The organism is Pseudomonas fragariae (ex Marin et al. 2024), assembly GCF_059621105.1.
On record NZ_CM184369.1, the window covers coordinates 1,493,372 to 1,514,070 of the forward strand.

The window sequence follows — 20,699 nt, forward strand, 5'->3', positions numbered from 1 at the left end:
GACCGCCTCACATGTAGGAATAGAACAGGCTGTCGAGCAGACGCGACCAGCCCGATACAAGCACGAACAGCAGCAGTTTGAGCGGCAACGACAGTGTCATCGGCGAGACCATCTGCATGCCCAGTGCCAGCAACAGGTTGGAGACAATCAGGTCAATGACGATGAAGGGGATGTAGATCAGAAAACCGATCTCGAAACCGGCCTGCAATTCCGACAGCACAAAGGCCGGGATCGCCAGCAGAAGATCGTCTTTGCTGGCCTGATCGGCCATTTCCTTGGGCCACATGCGCTGGGTATTTTCCAGCAGGTGGGCCACGACGTCCGGATCGGTGTTGCGTGTCATGAAGCGTTGCAGCGGCTCGATGACGACTTTGAGGCTGCTCTGCAGTTTGTCGGCGTTGCTCAGTTCCAGCGGGTGTTCATGGACCCGCTGCTGTATGTCATGCGCCACCGGGGCCATGACGAACATCGTCGCGGCCAGGGCGATGCCATACAACGCCATGTTCGGCGGTACTTGCTGAACGCCGATCGCGTTGCGGGTGATCAGCAGCGTCATGGCGATCTTCAGAAAGGCGGTACAGACGATCAACAGGAACGGGATCAGCGACAGCGAGCCGAGAAACAGCGCCAGCATGATCGGGTTGACGCCCTCCATGATCATGAGCGCGCCACCAGCCGGGTAATCTGCAAACCGAGGCGGCCTTCGACGTCGACCAGTTCGCCTTCGGCAACCACCTGCTCGCCATGGCACAGCGTGGCGTGGCCTGGCGCGATGCCGCTGACTTCGAGAATGGTTCCGGCGTCCAGTCGGCGCAGTTCGGCAAGGGTTAATCTGAGCTCGCCGCAGCGCAAGGTCAGGTCCAGCTCCAGTGAGTCGAGCATCGGCGACTCATGGTGGTCTCCTGACTGCTCTTCATGCTCCGGTTCGTCCGCATACCCGAATGCCTGCTCGGCGTGTTCGTCGTCATGCGGTTGCTGATCAGCCTGTTCAGGCACCGGTTCTTCATAGTCGTCGAGCATCTCGACGTCGTCCTGATACAGGTCTTCAGTACTCATGGTGACTGTGCTCCTCATGACTGAGCTGCAGAAAAAGATGCTGTGCCTGTTGGTCGGTGCAGGCCGCCCATTGACGGCCAGCGAGTGTCACGGTCCCTTGTCCGGCGCTGTCGAATCGGCAGCGGGCAGGCAGCACGACGTCACCGGGGCGTAGCGCGGCGATTTGTTCCAGTGTCAGTGACAGTTCGCCGACGATCAGCGGTGTCGCCACCGACCAGGATTGGTCCACGTCACGCTTCAAGACTTGCCAGTCAGCCGAACCCAGAAGCCTGAGCAGGGTGGCGGGTGCGGCGTGCAGGTGGGCATCCAGTCGTTCGCTGCCCAGCCGTACGTGAACCCGGCAGCCGATGGCCGGCTCGGTCGGGGCGTCGGAAAACGGCGCAACAGGCGCCAGCAGGTCGGCAATCGCCGGGCTCAGGCGCTGGTTGAATAGCTGCCAGTACCAGGCCTGGTGCTCGCCGCCAAGCGTGAAGGGTATTTCGCCCAGCAGGCTGAGCAACGCTTCGGCATCGCTCAGCAGCAAGGGGCCGACCGCAGTATTCAACCAGACACCGTCTGCCGGTATGCGCGCGTCTTCGAGCTGCGGCAGCAGGCTCAGTTCGGCGTGCTGACCGCGGGTGCTGAAGCCCAGGCGCCGTCCGGCGCCGAGTGCGCGGGTGGCTTGGGCCAGCAGGGCGTCGACCTTGCGCAGACGCAGGGCGCTCATGCTGTGAAGTCTTCATGCATGTCCAACTCGACATCCTGCCCGAGTGCCTGCGCCAGCGAGTCCCGGCATGCGCCGACCTGGCCCTGCAAGCGCTTGAGAACGTCACGTCGGCCAAAGCCCAGTTGAATGCTCCAGCGGTTTTCGGATTTGCTGGCGTTGACCCGCACGCTCCCCAGATTGGGCATGAGCAGGCTGAAGGCCAGCGGACCGTCCGGCTGATCGGGCAAACGCTGCGCCAGCTCGTCGATCAACTGCGTCGGTACGTTTTCGGATTGTGCAGAGAAGGCCACACCGCTGCCTCCGAAGCCCTGCTGATCCGGCTCTTCACCGACCTGCGGTATCAGCAGTTGCGAGAAGAACATGCCGTCGGCGCTCATCGGGCTGTCGGTGACTGAACGGTTCAGCGCGAAACGAACCTTCTGTACATCGCCGCGAGGCGCCCCGGCAAAGGCTGGCGGCTGGTCATCGGACCTGGCGGGTTGACGCAGTGAAGGCAGGGCGCGCGAGGTGGCCGGCGGGGCACTCGGCACGGGTGGCGCTTTGGCAGGGGTTTTGATCGGTGCGGTCATCGTCACTTAACCTTCTTCGTTGAGCGTCTCCTCCATGCAGGCGAGTTTCTCGACCGCGCGCTGAGACGCCTTGGCTTGCAGCCGTTTCTGTTCAAGCAACGCCTGTTGTTCAGCTACTCGCATTTGCTGTTGCTCAACGTCCTGGCGGATGTAAGCCAGGCGGTCGAGCATGGTTCTTTCCTTTTCGTGCCAGCCGTCGACATCAGTCAGGCTGAGCGTCTTTTGCAAATGCGCATGGGACAGACTCTCGCGGCGGCGCTTATGGTTGTCGCGTTCCTGATTCAGCGACGCCCTGGTCTCTGCTAAGTGGTCGAGCATCGATTTCAGTTCCAACTGCGCCTGGCGATGGGCGCGCTCGGCACTGGCCTGACGATGTTGGCGCAGTGGCGTGAGCAGCCCGATCACCTGCTGCAGAGCGACCTGTTGCGGGTCGTCTTCCAGTGGTTCGTCCATGGCTACTCCGGCAGTTGAGAGGTGAGTTGCAGCAGCCTGTCGAGGGTTTCCTGCAACGGCACGGGCTCACGCAGGTCCTGGCGCAGGAACGCGTTTATAGCCTCGTTCAGTTGCACGGCACAGTCGGTGACCGGGTCGGCCCCGGCCTGGTATTCGCCCAGGCGCAGGAGCATTTCCACTTGTTTATAGGCGGCCAGCAACTGACGCAGGCGATTGTTCGCCCGTTGATGTTCGCGACCGGTGACGTTGCTCAGGATCCGGCTGATGCTGGCCGACACATCGATCGCCGGGTAGTGCCCGCGTTCAGCCAGTTTGCGCGACAGTACGATGTGCCCGTCGAGCAACGAGCGCACTTCGTCGGCGACCGGATCGTTCATCGAGTCCTGTTCGATCAGTACCGTGTAAAGCGCGGTGATCGAACCGTTTTCGCTCATCCCGGCGCGTTCCACCAGGCGTGGCAGCAGGGTGTACACCGAGGGCGGCAGACCGCCGCGCCCCAGCGGCTCGCCCGAGGCAATGCCGATTTCCCGTTGCGCGCGGGCGAAGCGGGTCAGCGAGTCGAGCAGCAACAACACTTTCTGGCCGCGGGCGCGAAAGGCTTCGGCAATGGCGGTCGCGGTGAACGCAGCGCGGGCGCGCTCCATGCTGGAACGATCGGATGTCGCACAGACCAGCACCGAGCGGCGGCGCAGGGTTTCATCCAGTTCATGGTCGAGAAACTCGCGCAGCTCGCGGCCCCGTTCGCCGATCAGGCCGAAAACGATGACGTCACAATCCATGTTGCGCGCCAGTTCGGCCATCAGCGTGGTCTTGCCGCAGCCCGCACCGGCGAACAGCCCGACACGCTGGCCCTCGCCGAGCAGAATCGCACTGTCGATGGCGCGTATCCCGGTGGGTAACGCCCGGGTGATACGCGGTCGCTGGGTCGGCGGCAGGGCGTCGGCGATCACCGGCAGCGTCGTGCGGCGATCCTCGGGACCCGCGAAAGCGCCGAGGCAATCGCCCATCAGCGGGCGCCCGAAACCGTCCAGTACACAGCCGAGCAGGCTGTCATCGACACCGATCCGGTGTGCCACGCCCAGCGGGCGGATCGGCGCGCCGACCTGAATACCGTCGGGTGGCCCCAAGGCACTGAGCAGCGTGCATTCCTGGGTGAAGCCGACGATTTCGGCCAGCAGCAACGAGCCGTCGGCTTTGCTCACTTCACAGAGATCGCCGACCTTGGCCGACGGAATCTTGCACTCCAGCAGAATCCCGCGCACGGCGCTGACCCGGCCAATGACGCGCACCGCGCAGTACTCGCTCAAACGCCTGGCGTGGGCGTCTTTCCACAGGTTCAGTGCTGCATTCACCAGTTCACCTCGATATGGCGATTACCGTCGAATTGCAGACGCTGATTGTCGATACGGGTGAGGCGCAGGCCATCCACTTCATCGCCTACGTACACACGTCGACCGTCGGCAGTCACCAGGTGCGCATGCGGCCCGGTCATGATCTGAACCACCACAAAGGGCAGGGTGTTGCGATTGCTGCCCACGTTGTCCAGAACGGTGACCGGCGAGTCGTACAGGGCCTTGAAGCGCTGAAGCATGCGCTGGTAGACCAGCAGCGATTCTTCTTTCAGATCGCCGTTGAGAATCAGCCCGTCGGGCGTCTCTTCCACGCTGACGTCGGTCAGCAGGCGGTCGCTGAGCATGGTGCTCAACTGGTGGCGGACGGCATCTGCGCTGCTCAGGCGTATGCGGTTGTCGGTCACAGGGTTTGCCGCCCTGGCTGGCGCCTTGGGTGTATCGGGCGAGGCCTCTGTCGTGGCGGCCGCCAGGTGTGCCGGGCTCTGATCCATCGCAATAGCGGGCGGGCGAGTCAGGCTCCAGGCGCTGCCGATGACGCCCACCAGCAGCCCGGCGATGATGCCCGTGGTGCGGTTGAGAAACTGCGAGCGGGACTTGACCTTCTCCAGCGGCACGTCGTTGCGTGCCGGCCCGGATTCGGCCTCAGGCTGTTTGGGAATCACGGCGGGCACCGAGGGCCACTCATCGCCTGCAGGCGAAACGCACAGCCACACCGAACCCAGCATGAAGGCGTTATTGAGCGTCAGGTCGATGCTCGGCCGGGCGTTGCCCTGTTCGTCGCAGACCGCGCCTTGTTCAGCGTTCAGTGTCCAGTTGTCGTCGACACGTTGCAGGCGGCAATGCAGGCTTTCCACGCCCGCATCGTCCAGCGCCAGATCGTGTTGCCCGGCAGAGCCAATCGACCATTGCTCACCGATCAGCGGTAATGCCGCGCCTTGGTGCTGGCCGTTCAGTACGCGTAATTCAAACATCTGAAAGTCTCCGTGCATTCAGGCCTTGCAGGCTCAGGCAGCGTGCTCGTTGTCCAGCGCCTCGAGATCGTCTTCAAGGTCGAATCGACCCATGACCTTGACCTTGGCCGCGTTGCTGATTTCCGCGAAAGATAGTACGGGTACATGGTAGAACTCCTCCCTCAACAAGGTACGCAGAGGGCTGCGCAGATCCTGTGCCACCAGTAGAACCGCCTGTTCGGGAGCTCGTACCGGGAAGGCAATGTGCAGCTGTTGCACGAGCATCTGGCTGATCTCGTTGCTCAGCGCGAAGAATGTTTCGGTTTGCGTCTGGCGCAGGCCATCACGCAACAACCCCTCGCTTTCCGGCGTCAGCAGCCACACTTGCAGGCCTTCGGCACCGCAGTACTGGTGGTAGATCTGCGACTTGAGCGCAATGCGCACATAGTCGGTCAGCACATTGGTATCGCGTTCATGCTGACAGTGCTCGATCAGGGTTTCGGCAATGACCCGGATCGCCCGCAGCGGCACACACTCCGAGGCCAGGCGTTGCAGGACAGCCGAGAAGCGCGTCAGGGTGAGGACCCGTTGCATTTCCTGAGCGAGTTCCGGTTGCTCGGACTCCAGCCAGCCGAGGATGGCTTTGGTTTCCTGCAAGCCGATGAACTGCGGTGCGCAGGACTGCAATGCGCGCTCCATGCGTTCGATGATCAGGGTCGTGGAACTGACCGGGTTCAATTCGCCGGACTGCTCGGCAGGCAGCCAGACCCATTGATCTTCCTGGCGGTCGGTATTGCCCGGGATGGCCGCCGGAAGGTTTTCGCCTTCCAGCTGGCGCGCTTCCACGGCGACATGGCTCTGTGTGAAGGTGGCCTTGAGCATCGGTACGTCATAGACGGTGAAGCGAAACTCGTCCGGTGCAATGTCATCGACGTGCTCGATGATGAACGAAGGCAGGGTCAGGCCGTACTGCACCACCAGACGGTTGCGGCGCTTGCGTATTTCGCTGACCAGCGCTTCGATCTGCGCGCTGTCCTGACCGGGGTGGAATTGCAGCACAAACTGGCGGCTGGGCGAGAAAGTACGCAGGTCTTCCTTGCCGTTCATTTCTGGCGCCACAGTGGCTGTACGTTGCTCATCGGCCTTGGGTTTTGCCCGCTGCAACTGCAGCAGTCCACCGGCACCGCAGATGATCGCGATGGTGATGAAAACACCGGTCGGCATTCCCGGCAGGGCAGCGAAGCCAAGCATGGCCACCGAGGCGATGATCCAGGCCTTGGGCTGACTGGTGATCTGTTCGGCGATCTCGCGGCCGATGTTGGCTTCCACACCCGCCTCGGTGTTGGGCACGCGGGTGATGATCATGCCGCTGGTCACGGAGATCAGCAGCGCCGGAATCTGCGCGATCAGGCCGTCACCGATGGTCAGCACGGTATACAGCTGCAAGGCGTCGCCCGCCGCCATATTGTGTTGCAGCACGCCGATGGAAATGCCGCCGATCATGTTGATGGCAACAATGATCAGGCTGGCGATCGCATCGCCGTTGACGAACTTCATGGCGCCGTCCATCGCACCGAACAACTGGCTTTCCTTGTTCAGTTCGGCGCGTCGTTTACGGGCCTCGTGGACGGTGATCAGGTTGGCGCGCAGGTCACTGTCGATGGACATCTGCTTGCCGGGCATCGCGTCCAGGGTAAAACGCGCACCGACTTCGGCGACCCGTTCCGAACCTTTGGTGATCACCAGAAAGTTGACCACCGTCAGGATCAGGAAGATCACCAGACCCACCGCCAGGTTGCCGCCCACCACGAACTGCCCGAACGCCTCGACGATGTGCCCGGCGTCCTGGTTGAGCAGAATCAGCCGCGTGGTGGAAACCGACAGGGCCAGGCGAAACATCGTGGTCAGCAGCAGCACGGCAGGGAAGGTCGAGAACGCCAGTGGCCTGGGCAGGTGCATCGCCAGCATGATCAGCAGGCAGGAGATGCAGATGTTCACGGCGATCAGCACGTCGATCAAGCCGGTTGGCAGCGGCGTGATCATCATGAACACGATGGCGATCACAAAAAACGCACCGACCAGTTCCGAGCGGCGCATGGCCGACAGCGCGACCATGTTCAGAAAGTTGATGACCCGGTTCATCAGGCAAGCCCCTCGTATAGTTGCTTCTGTTCCTTCTGCGTAAGCTCGGCCATCAGCGTGAGTAGATTATTCAGCGCGGCCTGGCGGCTTTTCAGGTCCCGCCAGAGCAGGATCGGCAACTGCATCAGCATCGGCCGCAGGCCATTGAGAAAGGCCAGCTGGTGTTCGAGCCTGTTGCCCCCGATGTGCTGGGTCAGTTGCAAGGTCTGATTCACATTCATGCCATTGGCCGTCAGGGTCAGCATGTGTTTGAGGAAGGCCGGCGGGTCCACCGTCAGTTTGGGATTCTTTTTGCGCATGCGCCCCAGCAGGTGTTCGCAGCCGCGCAGCAGCGTGGTGACATGGCGCGCGGTGGTCAGGCCATGCATCAGCGTGCGCAGTTGTTCATGGGAAGCCGACGGGGTAATCGCCGAAAGATCGTCGGCGATGGCGATGCGCATGTCGCGCAGGTTCAGGTCGAACTCGCCGGGTTCCTGTTGCTCGCCAATCAAGGCTTCGATCAAGCCCGTGACATTGGGTTGTCCGGAAACCGCTACGCCATACAGATTGCGTAAGGCAGTGCGGCGCTTGTTATCGATGTTCTGGCGCCCGAAGGCTCTTGCGGTATTGATTCCGGCGTGGGTACGCGGGCCGAATTGGCGGCGCAGATGTTTAAGCGTCTGGGTCAGCGCTACATATTCTGCTTCCGCCCCATCGTCTTCTGCCTGTTTACGCGCTGCCTGCAACACCACGTGAGCCTTGGCAGCGTCGCCGTCAGCGAATTCCAGAACCTGTTCCAGATCGGCGTCGTTGTCCTGCAGCAGTTTTTTGCGCAGCAGTCTGGCGGCGTTATCCAGCCCGGTGTCGCTGGCGCTCATCAGCAGCTGATAAAGCTCGCCCAGCTTGACGGCCCGCGACTGCAGCGCGTTCCTGCTCGCGATCAGTTCCCGCTCGCGCAGGATCCGGCTGTGCTGCACCAGTGCTGCGGCGAAGCGCGAAACCTGCAGTGACGAGGTGCCTTTTTCATCAGGCAACCCGCCGCCGGGAATCGCTCGCACAGCCGGTGTGATGGCGCGGATTGGCGCTACCGGACGAATGGGCAATGTAGGCGGGGCGACAATTTTCATAGGACGATTCTGGGCCTGGTGTGACCGCTGAGTGGGTCGTTGGCCCGGTTCGGTTCCCTGGTGGCGAAGGCTCATGCGTTTGTGCCAAAAGCTGCAGAGCTAAAAATCGTGTTGCGCAAAAAAATGTATTACAAAGAATTTCACATTTTAAAATATTTATATAAATCATGTGGTTATGATTATTTTTGGGCTGGCATGGTTATCGCTATAGGACTTGCACTCCATCAATTGAGGCAAGTCCATGCTCCCGAATCTTGTGATCCTTGATGCAACCGAACCACGCCAACCATCGTCGTCCGCCGGTATCCGGCAATTGACGGCCGATCAGGTCCAGATGCTCAGGGCGTTCATCCAGAAGCGGGTGAAGAACGCCGATGATGTGGATGACATCCTGCAATGCGTGTTTCTCGAGGCGTTACGCAATGAGCACAAGTTTCAGCACGCCAGCAAACCGCAAACCTGGTTATGTGGCATTGCGCTGAATCTGATCCGCAATCACTTCCGCAAAATGTATCGCCAGCCCTATCAGGAAAGCTGGGAAGACGAAGTCCATACCGATCTGGAGTGGAACGGCGATATCACCCATCAGGTAGACGGTCACCGACAGCTGGCACGCGTCATAGAGGCCATCGATTGCCTGCCGGCGAACATGCAGAAGGTTCTGGAAGTTTCGCTGGAAATGGATGGCAATTATCAGGAAACCGCCAACACGCTCGGTGTTCCGATCGGCACTGTCCGCTCCCGACTGTCCCGGGCGCGGGTGCAGCTCAAGCAACACATAGACCCGTTCGCCTGAGTGGTCATCTGTCTGGAACCAACTTGCACGCAAAACCACACAGTTGCCATCCCACACCACCACTTGGATGGCAACCATGCGTATATCCAGTTCTCCCAGTCCTGCCCTCGGCAGCATCGTGAATCAACCCACCTCTGGCGAACTGGCTGCTGAGACGCCATTGGCCAAAGCCTCGCTTACGCAGGGCAGCGCAGGTGGTGGTCAGGCTTTTGTGCAGTTCGGCCAGGCCAACGACAGCCCCTCTTCCTTTTCGGGAACCGAGCAAAGCGGCTCATCGCTGATGAGTCTGCTGACTCGCAGCAGCAGCAGTGACAGCACCTCCAGCGTCGATCAGGACAGCGATCAGGTGTCACCGATGACGTCGGTCTCGTCTACCGCGAGTGCGTCACCCACGACGGCCTCCAACGCGGCGAATGCCCCGAGCGCTACCGATGCAGCGTTTCTCGATAACTCCGAATACTCTTCGCCCGAGGCGCTCAAGCGCTGGGAACCGATGGTTGCCAACCTGCCGCCCGAAGAGCGCGAGCAGGCCGCCAAAGAACTCAACCGGCCCATCGCCGCAGCCTGGATGGCCAGAGAGCATGGTCCCAGCGCCGAAAAGGCGATGGCGTTCATCAATGCCAATCCCGCGTTGAAGACGGCGGTCGACGTCGGCAAGGACGGCGGTAATGCGGATGGCAAAATCACCAACAAAGACCTCAAGGCGTTCGCCAAAAACATGGAGAAGGCTGCCGACAATGCCGACAAGGACGTGGCCAAGTACATGGAAGATAACCCCGGCGCCGATCCTCAATCCCTTGAAATGGTGCGCAGCGCAGCGGTGATGCGCGCCAATATGCCGTTGGCGACGGCAGCCGACCCTCATCATGCAGTCGGAGCGGCGGACAAGACCGATGTCGATGGCAATGTCAGCGCCGAGGGTCTGAAAGCGCTGATTAAAAGTAACCCCGGGTTGTCAGGCACGCTCAAACAGTCCTGCAACATGTGGTCGCAGGCGGGCTTCCTCAGCCAGGTGGACGAAGCCGGTCTGACCGGGCGCAAGAAGGCTGCGCATAGCCCCGACCAGGTGTTCGATGCGTCCAATATGAGCGAGTGGATCAGAAAGAGCGCCCCCAAAAATGGTGGCCAGTTCGCCAGCATGCTCAGCGACGCCGCGACGTTGAATTCGGTAGCCGGTATCGATATCAGCAAACTCAACGCCCAGGTTTTCGAGAAACCCAAGGCTTACACCGGCGCGCAGAAAGCCGCTGTGATGATCAAGTTGCAGCAGACTCAGCAGAGCGTGATAGCCGGGCGGGATTTGCGCAATACCGAGAAGACCGAGGCGGGCCTTAACGAGCGAATCGCCCAGTTGCAAGCCGATCCCGACGTTCAGGAGTACCTCAACAAAAGCATTCCCGAACAGGAGCGTAGTCTGGTGCGCAGCGATTCAGCGCTGCAAAAGGCCGTGACTGAGCAGGCTCAAAACGTCAACAGCGGAAAGGCCTTGCAAACCGACATGGCAACCGCGGACAAGGCCGTCGACAAACACAACCCCAACCCCGATTACAGCGGCGCCATCACCGGCCTGTCGGTTCAACTGCAACTGCAAAAAGACCTGTTTCCCGATGCTCAGGTGCCCACTGCCCAGCAAGTCTTCAACAATCAGCCTGATGAACTGCAAACGAAGATCGCCGACTCCTACGTTCGCAATTTCAGCGAGGGGGGCGCTCTGAAACAACTGCTTGGCCAGAAAAAGTCTGACGCCGGTGAGTCTCTGCAAACCGCAGATAACCAGAAAGCGGCGTATGAAAGCGTGCTGCCCGCTGACTTCGTTAATGGTGAGCGTGAGAGCTACACGGCCAGCACCTTGTCCGAACTGCAGAACTCCAAAAAAGGCCGCAAGTTGCTGGAGGGCAAGACCGATGAAGAGGGCGGCCCTTCGCTGGCCGAGCAGCTCGCCGAGCAAGGTATCGGAGGCAAGGCATTCAACTCGGTCATGGGCTTTGCGTCAGTGTCTGACAGGCTCGCCAGCGGTGACAAGCTGGGCGCTGCTCAGGGCATCATCGACAGCTCCAGGTTGGGCGCGGAGGCAATCAAGGGCGGCATAGACACCGGCGCGAAAATGATGGGCCGTGAGGCGTCCGCGGGTCTTGGTCGTCTGGGCGGACAGATGATCGGCCGCGCTGTCGGTCTGGTTGCCGGTGAAGCCACAGGGCTTGCCGCAGGCGCAGCGCTGGGTGCTGCAATCCCGGTCATCGGTTGGGCCATCGACGGCGCCATGGCGTTGGGTTTTGGTATTTCGGCGATTATCGACGCAGTCAAAAAGCACAAGGCGCAGAAGGCGTTTGATCATAACGTTGACCCGGTGCTGGATCAGTTCGGGATTGACAGGGCGCATTGATTGACCCGCCGCGGGTCTGGACACTATCTCTTGGCCAAACAATGTAGGGACGACTTTGGCTAAGTATTCTTAGCATGATGCACTTACACCTGGACCGCTCTGTCGGTCTTGTTCACTCGGAGATTTAGTCATGAGACCTGTCGGTGGGCCTGCCCCAATCTATTATCCTCCAGCACCTGAAATTGAAAGGTCTGTTGCGCGATCCGCGCCGAAAGAGCTCTCTCAATCGTCACAAGCCAGCTCTTCGGGGACCAGCAGCGAGTCAGCAGATACGCCGAAGCTGGGTAAAATTCGGCACTATGCAGCTGGACGATATGCTCATCTCGCAGAAGCGATCGTCAATATGAAAGTCTCTGACCATGAGCAGGCAGACGATAAGGATGCGGGCAGGGAGCGCAAAAGCGAACGGAAGTCTCGTGCGGGTAACAGCACTGCTGTGAGGGGCAAGCAAAACGCTGGCTCATCTTCACGCTCATCAGACAGCAAATTTAGAGCCTCCAGCCTCGCTGAACTGGCAAGTTGGAGCGAAAACACTCATTCCTATAGCATGGCTCCCGCAAGCATGTTCAAGGGAATGCCCGTGTCGGCAATAGACAGATTTGTAAACGACGCAAAAAAAACGCTGGGAGAAGGTCTGAGTGAAGTCGGGGTAAAGCTGGACGACGTTATTGTGTCTCAAAGCCGGCAAACTATTAATGTGAACCTCAACTATATAGAAATGAACGAGTACCTGGGGCGCGATCAGAACATGTGGATCCAGCCGGACAGGAATAATGCAGGTAAAAAATTACATGCCAAGGCGACGCTTTATTTTTCTGACTTCAGCGCCCAGGACAAACCGCCGCTTGGCCCGTTGTCAAAGTTAAAAAGCAAGGAAAGCCTGGGTGTTATGCGTGAACTACTAAGCGACTCACCTGGACTGGTTATCGGCGAAGCTCACAGCTCAGTCGCCAGCAAGCGCGAGCTGATCAAAAACATGAAAAGCCTGAAGGCCGATGGCGTGACCACGCTGTATATGGAGCACCTGTGCGCTGATTCCCATGGTAAAGCACTGGATGATTACCTGAAAGCGCCTGAAGGCAGCCCAATGCCCGCCAGGCTCAAGGCCTATCTTGATATGCAGACTCGAGGCAATTTGGGTATAGGTAAAGTGGCATCAGAGTACAACTTTACAACGCTGATACGCGCTGCCAAAGATGCTGGGCTTCATGTGGTTCCCTTGGACACCGCCAAAACATATGAAACATCCCTTGAGGGAGGTGAAACACGCTTTAAAGTGATGAACTATTATGCAGCAGAGAAAATACGTCTCGATCAGCCTGCTGGCAAGTGGGTTGCCTTCGTGGGGTCAGGCCACGCTGCAACCTGCGACGGTGTGCCCGGGTTGGCGCAACTTCATGGGGTCAGGAGTCTGATAATCGACGATTTCGGGGCAAAGTCTCGTCCCGACATCAATATTAACGCAAAGAAATACGCGGATAAGATTAACCCAGATGTCGTCCTGTCTTATAAGGTCTGATGCAACAGCGCCGCTTCCTACTAATAGAAGCGGCGTTTCAGTGATCAACGCGTATCCTGATCGCTCGCCTCATGATGTGAACCGACGCACAAGTCGAAAAAATCTATCTCTATCCCAAGCTCGTGGACTTCGGAAAATCTATCGATGACCTTTCCGCATTGGTCGAACTGGACATAAAAGTAGCGGTGTTCGACCCCGTGCGCTTCGTCTTCCTCACCTACGCGCCTGCTCGAAGGTTATCGCGGCTACTTGATGATGAGTGATTACGCTGGCTTCAACGCATCGGGCGCATAGCCGGGTGTCGAGCGTTTAGGCCGCTGGGCGCATGCGCGTCGCAAGATTGTTGAGGCGCAGAAAGTGCAACCAAGCGCAAAACCGGTCGGGCTGATACTGCTCTGAATTTGATCGACAAGCTCTACAGTATCGAGCGTGATTTGAAAGAAGGCAGCGATGAGCAGCGTTATGAAATTCGTCAGCAAAACGGCTTGCCGGTGCTAGCCCAACGGCATGCCTGGATGGAGAAAACACGCCCTCAAGTCACTGCGCAAAATGCGCGCTGCAGGACGCGACAGCATTTGTCACGACATCATGATTATTTGATCGGCTGACCCGGCGACAGTCTGAGCTTCGGACGGACGATGATAATGTATCGATTCGCACGTTAAGCAATAAAAAACTCATCGCTCTGGGTATGACTCATTTTCAAGAACGCAGGTCATAGAGCCAGGTACTTTAAAGCTGCACTGCGCAAGCGTTCGGGATTGGACGGGCTCGGAGCGTCTGGTAAATGAAGTAGAGCCAGACGGTCTGACTGACGAACCACGGTATTCAATCACCCTCGTACTTTTCCTCGACCTTTAGGAATAAACATTGATGCGTGCGTATAAAACGCTGACTGCAAAGATCGGCGGCCTTCTTCTGGCGTTGACCATCGTGGGTACCTCGTTACCTACGTATGCTGTAAACGATTGTGACATGGACAACGACAACAGCACTGATGCTACGTGTGGTGGTAACGACAAGGACCTGGATAACGACAACGTCACTGACGCTGCATTTGGTGGAAATGACAAGGATATGGACAACGACAACCATACCGATGCGGCATTTGGTGGTACTGACAAGGATCTCGATAATGATAACCACACGGATGCATCATTTGGCGGTACTGACAAGGACATGGACAATGACCACCACACTGATGCGGCGTTTGGCGGAAATGACCGCGATCTTGATAACGACAACAACACCGACAAATACGACGGTGGCGCGTCCTCTGCCGCTAAAAACTAGCAACGCGATCTATCGTGTTATTTCGTGGAAGCGAGCGTCTTGCGCTTGCTGATACGGGCAGGTCTTTTGCACGTGAGCACGCTTGCCTCTTGTTGAGGCAAGCGTTTTCGTATCAGAGGGCAGAGCGGCGTCCGTGAAACGGGTTCGCTATTATTCATTCAGCTTGCAGATGACTGAAATTTTTTCGCCACCAGAGTCACGCCTTCGGTAAAGCTGTAGCCATAGCCGAAGACATATGACAGGTCTCTTGAGTCCAGGTCAGTTCTATCGTGACGCATTTCGTAACGATATTTGAGCGCATAATCATAAGCCCCGGACAATATAGGCAATACCGTTTGAATCTCATAACCGTCAGCGTTGAGTTGCGCCACTGCGTCTTCGACGTCTTTCGATAGTCGTTCACCGTCTATCTGACAATCAGACCACCCGGTTTGCTGCCATCGGGTCTCTTTTCTCATTACTTCTTTCTCGCCGAAAAAGCCTTGTTTGATTTCGCCGGTAGGCACTTTAACTGTGACCTCTTCTCCAACGGGTTTGAAGTAAGCTTTTACGTAGACGATCTTGTTCATGGCGTTATCCCTGGTTGTGTGACTCCGTTCCCACATTCTGCGCCGGAAAGGGGGGGCTGGGTGTTCTGCGGCCGATTCCGGGCAGGTGGGCAGATCGCGGATTCAGTCAGCCCACTTTCAACCAGACGAAAAAAAAGACCTTGAAATTCAAGGTCTTTTTTAAAGGTGGTGCCCCGAGGGAGAATCGAACTCCCACTTCTTTCGAAAACGGATTTTGAATCCGCCGCGTCTACCAATTCCGCCATCAGGGCTCAATGGCGGCGAAGTATAAGGATGAGTTTTCTGTTGGTCAACAGGGATTTACGCAGGTTTTTTACTAATGCCGTCAAACCGGATAAACTTCCCGGCCCTGCTAAACGAACCCGATCATGCGCGTCGCTGACTTTACCTTCGAACTCCCCGATTCCCTGATTGCTCGCCATCCACTGGCCGAGCGTCGCAGCAGTCGTCTGTTGACCCTCGATGGGCCGACGGGTGCGCTGGCACATCGTCAATTCACCGATTTGCTCGAGCATCTGCGCCCGGGCGACTTGATGGTGTTCAACAATACCCGGGTCATTCCCGCACGCCTGTTCGGGCAGAAAGCCTCCGGCGGCAAGCTGGAGATTCTGGTCGAGCGCGTGCTGGACAGCCATCGTGTGCTGGCGCATGTGCGCTCGAGCAAGTCGCCCAAGCCTGGCTCGTCGATTCTGATCGATGGCAGTGGCGAGGCCGAGATGGTGGCGCGCCACGATGCGCTGTTCGAGTTGCGCTTCGCCGAAGAAGTGCTGCCGTTGCTGGAGCGTGTCGGCCATATGCCGTTGCCTCCTTATATAGACCGTCCGGATGAAGGCGCGGATCGCGAGCGCTATCAGACCGTTTACGCGCAGCGTGCGGGTGCTGTGGCTGCGCCGACTGCCGGCCTGCATTTCGATCAGCCGCTGCTCGAGGCAATTGCCGCCAAGGGTGTAGAAACCGCGTTCGTCACCCTGCATGTCGGCGCAGGGACGTTCCAGCCGGTGCGCGTCGAGCAGATCGAAGATCATCACATGCACAGCGAATGGCTGGAAGTTGGCCAGGATGTGGTCGACGCCGTCGCCGCGTGCCGTGCACGGGGCGGGCGGGTGATTGCCGTCGGGACCACCAGCGTGCGCTCGCTGGAAAGTGCCGCGCGTGATGGCGAACTGAAGCCGTTCAGTGGCGATACCGACATTTTCATCTATCCAGGCCGGCCGTTTCATGTGGTCGATGCCCTGGTGACCAATTTCCATTTGCCTGAATCCACGCTGTTGATGCTGGTTTCGGCGTTCGCCGGTTATCCCGAGACGATGGCGGCCTACGCGGCGGCCATCGAGCACGGCTACCGCTTCTTCAGTTACGGTGATGCGATGTTCATCACCCGCAATCCCGCGCCGACGGCCCCACAGGAATCGGCACCAGAGGATCACGCATGAGTCGCACCTGTCGTATGTCTTTCGAGTTGTTGGCCACCGATGGCAAGGCCCGTCGCGGTCGGCTGACCTTCCCGCGTGGTGTGGTGGAAACCCCGGCGTTCATGCCGGTGGGCACCTATGGCACGGTCAAGGGCATGCTGCCCCGTGATATCGAGGCGACCGGCGCGCAGATGATTCTGGGCAATACGTTTCACCTGTGGCTGCGTCCGGGGACCGAAGTCATCAAGGGCCACGGCGACCTGCACGATTTCATGCAGTGGAAGGGGCCGATTCTGACCGACTCCGGCGGTTTTCAGGTGTTCAGCCTGGGCGCCATGCGCAAGATCAAGGAAGAGGGCGTGACGTTTGCCTCGCCGGTCGATGGTGCCAAGGTGTTCATGGGGCCGGAAGAGTCGATGCAGGTCCAGCGTGATCTGGGTTCGGACGTGGTGATGATCTTCGACGAATGCACACCATACCCGGCCGACGAAGATGTCGCGCGTGTCTCCATGGAGCTGTCGCTGCGCTGGGCCAAGCGTTCCAAAATCGCCCACGGCGAAAACACTGCCGCGCTGTTCGGCATCGTTCAGGGCGGCATGCACGAGAACCTGCGCAAGCGCTCGCTGGAAGGCCTGGACGAAATCGGTTTCGACGGTCTGGCGATTGGCGGTCTGTCGGTAGGCGAACCCAAGCACGAGATGATCAAGGTGCTCGATTACCTGCCGGGCCTCATGCCGGCAGACAAACCTCGTTACCTGATGGGTGTAGGCAAGCCGGAAGATCTGGTCGAAGGTGTGCGCCGTGGCGTCGACATGTTCGACTGCGTGATGCCCACCCGTAACGCTCGCAACGGCCATCTGTTCACCGATACCGGTGTATTGAAAATCCGTAACGCGTTCCATCGTCACGACAATTCGCCGCTGGATCCGACCTGCGATTGCTACACCTGCCAGAACTTCTCGCGCGCTTATCTGCATCACCTGGACAAGTGCGGGGAAATGCTGGGGAGCATGCTCAATACAATCCACAATTTGCGGCACTACCAGCTGCTTATGGCTGGTTTGCGCGAGGCTATTCAACAGGGTACATTGGCCGCCTTCGTCGATGCCTTCTATGCCAAACGCGGCCTCCCAACGCCGCCTCTGGGTTGAAACAGAACGAGTTTTTCCTGCTTTTTATACTAATTATGTAACTGGAGCGACAAATGAGCTTTTTCATCTCTCCCGCTTTTGCGGATGCTGCTGCACCGGCTGCCGGTCCTGCGGGCAGTGGTTTCGAGTGGATCTTCCTGGTCGGCTTCCTGGTCATCTTCTACCTGATGATCTGGCGTCCACAGGCCAAGCGTGCCAAAGAGCAGAAAAACCTGCTGGGTAACCTGCAGAAAGGCGACGAAGTTGTCACCAGTGGCGGTATCGCGGGCAAGATCAACAAAGTGACTGATGACTTCGTGGTTATCGAAGTGTCTGACACCGTTGAGCTGAAAATCCAGAAGGGCGCCATCGCGGCCACTCTGCCTAAAGGCACCCTGAAAGCGATCTGAGCAACAACTTTTTACCCATCGACGGGGCGCGCAAGGCGCCCCGCGTTTTAAGCGGGCGGCGTGATGCTGAACAAATACCCTCTGTGGAAATACGTACTGATCCTGGCGGTGCTGGTGGTCGGTTTTATTTATTCCGCACCCAATCTCTACCCTGATGATTCTGCCATCCAGATCAGCGGCGCAAGCACTGCGCTGCAAGTCAATCAGGCGGACGTGGATCGTGCAGCCAAGGCGCTTGCCGATGCCGGCATCTCGGTCAAGGCTTCTTCTCTGGCCGAGAATGGCAAGGGCGGTTTGTTGCGTCTGAGCAAGCAGGAAGACCAGTTGCCAGCCAAGGATGTCGTGCGCAAGGCGTTGGGTGACGACTATGTCGTTGCACTGAACCTGGCGCGTACCACGCCGACCTGGTTGCGTAACCTGGGTGCAAGCCCGATGAAGCTCGGTCTCGACCTGTCCGGCGGTGTGCACTTCCTGCTGGAAGTCGACATGGACAAGGCGATCGATGCACGTCTGAAAGTCTACGAAGGCGAAGTCAAATCCCTGTTGCGCAAGGAAAAGGTGCGTTATCGCAGCCTGCCGCAGCTGGGCAATGTGATTCAGCTGGGCTTCACCGACGATGCAGAGCGCGAGCAGGCTCGTGCACTGGTGCGCAAGACCTTTACCGATTTCGAAATCACGCCTGCCGATCTGAACGGTATCCCTGTACTGCGCATGGCGCTGACGCCGGCCAAGCTGGCCGAGATTCGTGAATACTCGATCAAGCAGAACCTGACCACCGTCCGTAACCGGGTCAACGAGCTGGGTGTTGCCGAGCCGCTGGTTCAGCGTCAGGGCGCCAACCGCATCGTGGTCGAGTTGCCGGGTGTGCAGGACACGGCCGAAGCCAAGCGTATTCTGGGCAAGACCGCCAACCTCGAATTCCGTCTGGGTGCAGGCCCGGATGATTCGAAAGGCACCACCGAGATGTTCGAATTCCGCGAAGGCGGTCGTCCGGCAGCGGCGGTGGAGCGTGGTCTGATCATTACCGGTGATCAGGTGACTGACGCCAAGGCCAGCTTCGACGAGCATGGTCGTCCACAGGTGAACATCAACCTCGATGGTCATGGTGGCGAACTGATGAGCCGTGCAACCCGCAGCAATGTGGGACGCAGCATGGCGGTGATCTTCATCGAACAGCGTCCGACCACCACCTACACCAAGCAGATGGTCGACGGTGTCGAGAAAGACGTGCCGGTGCAGACCTTCAAGGAAGACAAGAAAATCATCAGCCTGGCGACCATCCAGTCGCCACTGGGCAGTCAGTTCCGGATTACCGGTCTGAACGGTCAGGGTGAATCTTCCGAGCTGGCGCTGCTGTTGCGTGCCGGTGGTCTGGCGGCACCGATGTACTTCGCCGAAGAGCGCACCATTGGTCCTAGCCTGGGTGCCGACAACATCACCAAGGGTATCGACGCTTCCCTGTGGGGCATGCTGTTCGTCTCGATCTTCATCATGGCGATCTACCGTTTCTTCGGTCTGATCGCGACTGTCGCACTGGCCCTGAACATGGTCATGCTGCTGGCCTTGATGTCCTTGCTGGGGGCAACGCTGACCCTGCCGGGTATCGCCGGTATCGTGTTGACCATGGGTATGGCGGTGGACGCCAACGTGCTGATCTTCTCGCGGATTCGTGAGGAGATCGCCAACGGCATGACGGTCCAGCGTGCTATCAACGAAGGTTTCGATCGTGCCTACACGGCGATCCTCGACGCCAACCTGACGACGCTGCTGGTCGGCGGCATCCTCTTTGCAATGGGCACCGGCCCGGTCAAAGGGTTTGCGGTGACCATGTCGCTCGGGATCTTTACCTCGATGTTCACGGCCATCATGGTGACCCGCGCTATGGTCAACCTGATCTACGGCGGTCGTGACTTCAAGAAGTTGTGGATTTAAGGGGCTGCCATGTTACGTACCATCAACTTCATGGGCGTTCGCAATGTTGCGTTCGCCATCACGATGCTCCTTACCGCACTGGCGTTGTTCAGCTGGTTCCATAAAGGGCTCAACTTTGGTCTGGACTTCACCGGCGGTACGCTCATCGAGCTGACCTACGAACGTCCCGCCGACCTGGGCAAGGTCCGTCAGGAGCTGGTTTCGGCGGGCTATCACGAAGCCGTTGTACAGAGCTTCGGCGCCACCACTGACTTGCTGGTGCGCATGCCGGGTGAAGACCCGCAACTGGGCACTCAGGTTGCCGATGCGCTGCGCAAGGCCGGTGCCGATAACCCGGCAGTGGTCAAGCGTGTCGAATTCGTCGGCCCGCAGGTGGGTGAAGAGCTGCGCGATCAGGGCGGCCTCGGCATGCTGATGGCGCTGGGCGGTGTTCTGATCTACCTGGCATTCCGCTTCCAGTGGAAATTCGCCGTCGGGGCGATCATCTCGCTGATCCACGACGTGGTGGTGACGATGGGTATCCTGTCGTTCTTCCAGATCACCTTCGACCTGACGGTGCTGGCGGCGGTGCTGGCGATCATCGGTTACTCGCTGAACGACACCATCGTGGTCTTCGACCGGGTACGCGAAAACTTCCGCCTGCTGCGCAAGGCTTCGCTGATCGAGAACATCAACATCTCCACCACCCAGACACTGCTGCGCACCATTGCCACCTCGGTTTCGACCCTGCTGGCGATCGTGGCATTGTGGGCATTTGGCGGCGACAGCCTGGAAGGCTTCTCCATCGCGTTGTTCATCGGTGTGCTGGCGGGTACCTACTCGTCCATCTACATCGCCAACGTGGTGCTGATCTGGCTGAACCTGACCACCGAGGACCTGATTCCTCCAGTGGTCGTCGAGAAGGCTGACGACCTGCCGTAG

The 20,699-nt window shown here is 58.8% G+C and carries 19 protein-coding genes, 1 tRNA gene and 1 pseudogene; 10 read left to right on the forward strand and 11 right to left on the reverse strand.

What is annotated here, in order from left to right; all coding sequences use genetic code 11:
* Positions 1-7: 7 nt before the first annotated feature.
* The 9 genes from sctR to sctW are packed head-to-tail and all read right to left on the reverse strand — an operon-like array spanning position 8 to position 8,334.
* The gene (gene sctR, locus AC54XV_RS06760) at positions 8-661 is read right to left on the reverse strand and encodes a type III secretion system export apparatus subunit SctR (RefSeq protein WP_024651707.1); all 654 of its coding nucleotides are present in this window, start codon (positions 659-661) and stop codon (positions 8-10) included.
* Positions 658-1,056 carry a FliM/FliN family flagellar motor switch protein gene (locus AC54XV_RS06765; protein WP_024638522.1) on the reverse strand — a complete coding sequence of 133 codons (399 nt, stop codon included), beginning with the start codon at positions 1,054-1,056 and terminating at the stop codon, positions 658-660. The genes sctR and AC54XV_RS06765 overlap by 4 nt, the downstream gene beginning before the upstream one ends.
* Positions 1,046-1,762, reverse strand: a complete 717-nt coding sequence (locus AC54XV_RS06770; RefSeq protein ID WP_024638521.1) for a hypothetical protein — start codon at positions 1,760-1,762, stop codon at positions 1,046-1,048. Before AC54XV_RS06770 ends, AC54XV_RS06765 begins: the two co-directional genes overlap by 11 nt.
* A complete protein-coding gene (gene hrpP / locus AC54XV_RS06775) occupies positions 1,759-2,331 on the reverse strand; it encodes a type III secretion system protein HrpP (RefSeq protein WP_024638520.1) in 573 nt (190 codons plus the stop codon). The genes AC54XV_RS06770 and hrpP overlap by 4 nt, the downstream gene beginning before the upstream one ends.
* Positions 2,332-2,337: 6 nt before the next feature.
* Entirely contained in the window at positions 2,338-2,784 is a 447-nt protein-coding gene (locus AC54XV_RS06780; protein ID WP_004405163.1) for a hypothetical protein, read from the reverse strand.
* 2 nt (positions 2,785-2,786) lie between these two features.
* Positions 2,787-4,136 carry a type III secretion system ATPase HrcN gene (hrcN, locus tag AC54XV_RS06785; RefSeq protein ID WP_011266891.1) on the reverse strand — a complete coding sequence of 450 codons (1,350 nt, stop codon included), beginning with the start codon at positions 4,134-4,136 and terminating at the stop codon, positions 2,787-2,789.
* Entirely contained in the window at positions 4,133-5,107 is a 975-nt protein-coding gene (gene sctD / locus AC54XV_RS06790) for a type III secretion system inner membrane ring subunit SctD (RefSeq protein ID WP_054092896.1), read from the reverse strand. The genes hrcN and sctD overlap by 4 nt, the downstream gene beginning before the upstream one ends.
* A gap of 33 nt (positions 5,108-5,140) precedes the next feature.
* Positions 5,141-7,228: a type III secretion system export apparatus subunit SctV gene (gene sctV, locus AC54XV_RS06795; protein WP_011266893.1), complete on the reverse strand. Its 2,088-nt coding sequence runs from the start codon at positions 7,226-7,228 to the stop codon at positions 5,141-5,143.
* A complete protein-coding gene (gene sctW / locus AC54XV_RS06800; protein WP_277249530.1) occupies positions 7,228-8,334 on the reverse strand; it encodes a type III secretion system gatekeeper subunit SctW in 1,107 nt (368 codons plus the stop codon). The genes sctV and sctW overlap by 1 nt, the downstream gene beginning before the upstream one ends.
* Positions 8,335-8,575: 241 nt before the next feature.
* Here sctW and hrpL point away from each other — a divergent pair, with 241 nt between their 5' ends.
* The 5 genes and pseudogenes from hrpL (at position 8,576) to AC54XV_RS06825 (ending at position 14,325) form a co-directional block, all read left to right on the forward strand.
* Positions 8,576-9,130: an RNA polymerase sigma factor HrpL gene (gene hrpL / locus AC54XV_RS06805; protein ID WP_004406521.1), complete on the forward strand. Its 555-nt coding sequence runs from the start codon at positions 8,576-8,578 to the stop codon at positions 9,128-9,130.
* A 76-nt stretch (positions 9,131-9,206) separates the two neighbouring features.
* On the forward strand, positions 9,207-11,513 hold the full coding sequence (locus AC54XV_RS06810; RefSeq protein ID WP_177411198.1) for a type III effector HrpK domain-containing protein: 2,307 nt from the start codon (positions 9,207-9,209) through the stop codon (positions 11,511-11,513).
* Positions 11,514-11,643: 130 nt separating this feature from the next.
* Positions 11,644-13,032, forward strand: a complete 1,389-nt coding sequence (locus AC54XV_RS06815; protein ID WP_069704346.1) for a membrane-targeted effector domain-containing toxin — start codon at positions 11,644-11,646, stop codon at positions 13,030-13,032.
* 216 nt (positions 13,033-13,248) lie between these two features.
* Positions 13,249-13,586: pseudogene (locus AC54XV_RS06820) on the forward strand (IS66 family transposase); the annotation flags it as partial.
* A gap of 319 nt (positions 13,587-13,905) precedes the next feature.
* Complete coding sequence (locus tag AC54XV_RS06825; RefSeq protein WP_004406513.1) at positions 13,906-14,325, forward strand: hypothetical protein; 420 nt, start codon at positions 13,906-13,908, stop codon at positions 14,323-14,325.
* Between the two features lie 158 nt (positions 14,326-14,483).
* Here AC54XV_RS06825 and AC54XV_RS06830 read toward each other — a convergent pair whose 3' ends face one another.
* Together AC54XV_RS06830 and AC54XV_RS06835 are read right to left on the reverse strand one after the other, a co-directional pair.
* Entirely contained in the window at positions 14,484-14,894 is a 411-nt protein-coding gene (locus AC54XV_RS06830) for a hypothetical protein (protein ID WP_003339776.1), read from the reverse strand.
* Positions 14,895-15,060: 166 nt separating this feature from the next.
* Positions 15,061-15,145: transfer RNA gene (locus AC54XV_RS06835), tRNA-Leu, on the reverse strand.
* A 117-nt stretch (positions 15,146-15,262) separates the two neighbouring features.
* Here AC54XV_RS06835 and queA point away from each other — a divergent pair.
* The 5 genes from queA (at position 15,263) to secF (ending at position 20,699) form a co-directional block, all read left to right on the forward strand.
* Entirely contained in the window at positions 15,263-16,327 is a 1,065-nt protein-coding gene (queA, locus tag AC54XV_RS06840; protein ID WP_004406511.1) for a tRNA preQ1(34) S-adenosylmethionine ribosyltransferase-isomerase QueA, read from the forward strand.
* Between the two features lie 14 nt (positions 16,328-16,341).
* Positions 16,342-17,457 (forward strand): tRNA guanosine(34) transglycosylase Tgt, encoded by a 1,116-nt coding sequence (tgt, locus tag AC54XV_RS06845; protein ID WP_004406509.1) that lies wholly within the window; start codon positions 16,342-16,344, stop codon positions 17,455-17,457.
* 53 nt (positions 17,458-17,510) lie between these two features.
* Complete coding sequence (gene yajC, locus AC54XV_RS06850) at positions 17,511-17,846, forward strand: preprotein translocase subunit YajC (protein WP_002552468.1); 336 nt, start codon at positions 17,511-17,513, stop codon at positions 17,844-17,846.
* 63 nt (positions 17,847-17,909) lie between these two features.
* Complete coding sequence (gene secD, locus AC54XV_RS06855; protein WP_496718196.1) at positions 17,910-19,778, forward strand: protein translocase subunit SecD; 1,869 nt, start codon at positions 17,910-17,912, stop codon at positions 19,776-19,778.
* Positions 19,779-19,787: 9 nt separating this feature from the next.
* Positions 19,788-20,699 carry a protein translocase subunit SecF gene (gene secF, locus AC54XV_RS06860; protein WP_004406504.1) on the forward strand — a complete coding sequence of 304 codons (912 nt, stop codon included), beginning with the start codon at positions 19,788-19,790 and terminating at the stop codon, positions 20,697-20,699.